Below are 532 nucleotides of genomic sequence, written 5' to 3'. Positions count from 1 at the left end.
CACCAAAACTGAAGTGATTGCACTGGGCGATGCAGGGGAGCAGTTGTACCGCCATCGTCTGCCCACGCCGCGTGATGATTACCGCCAGACCATTGAAACGATCGCCACGCTGGTTGATATGGCGGAGCAGGCGACAGGGCAGCGCGGAACAGTAGGGATGGGCATTCCTGGCTCAATTTCGCCTTACACCGGCGTGGTGAAGAATGCCAATTCAACCTGGCTCAACGGTCAGCCATTCGATAAAGACTTAAGCGCGAGGTTGCAGCGGGAAGTGCGGCTGGCAAATGACGCCAACTGTCTGGCGGTTTCAGAAGCAGTAGATGGCGCGGCAGCGGGAGCGCAGACGGTATTTGCCGTGATTATCGGCACGGGATGCGGCGCGGGCGTGGCATTCAATGGGCGGGCGCATATCGGCGGCAATGGCACGGCAGGTGAGTGGGGACACAATCCGCTACCGTGGATGGACGAAGACGAACTGCGTTATCGCGAGGAAGTCCCTTGTTATTGCGGTAAACAAGGTTGTATTGAAACC

Annotated in this window: 1 protein-coding gene; it reads left to right on the top strand. The window is 57.9% G+C overall.

Going from position 1 to position 532, the window contains the following annotated elements:
- The coding region (locus AC5O77_RS22565; protein ID WP_494507268.1) for an ROK family protein at positions 1 to 532 on the top strand (532 nt) is incomplete at both ends.

The organism is Stenotrophomonas sp. INTA L402-1 (assembly GCF_059295135.1).
This window is presented reverse-complemented; position numbering and strand designations above follow the sequence as displayed.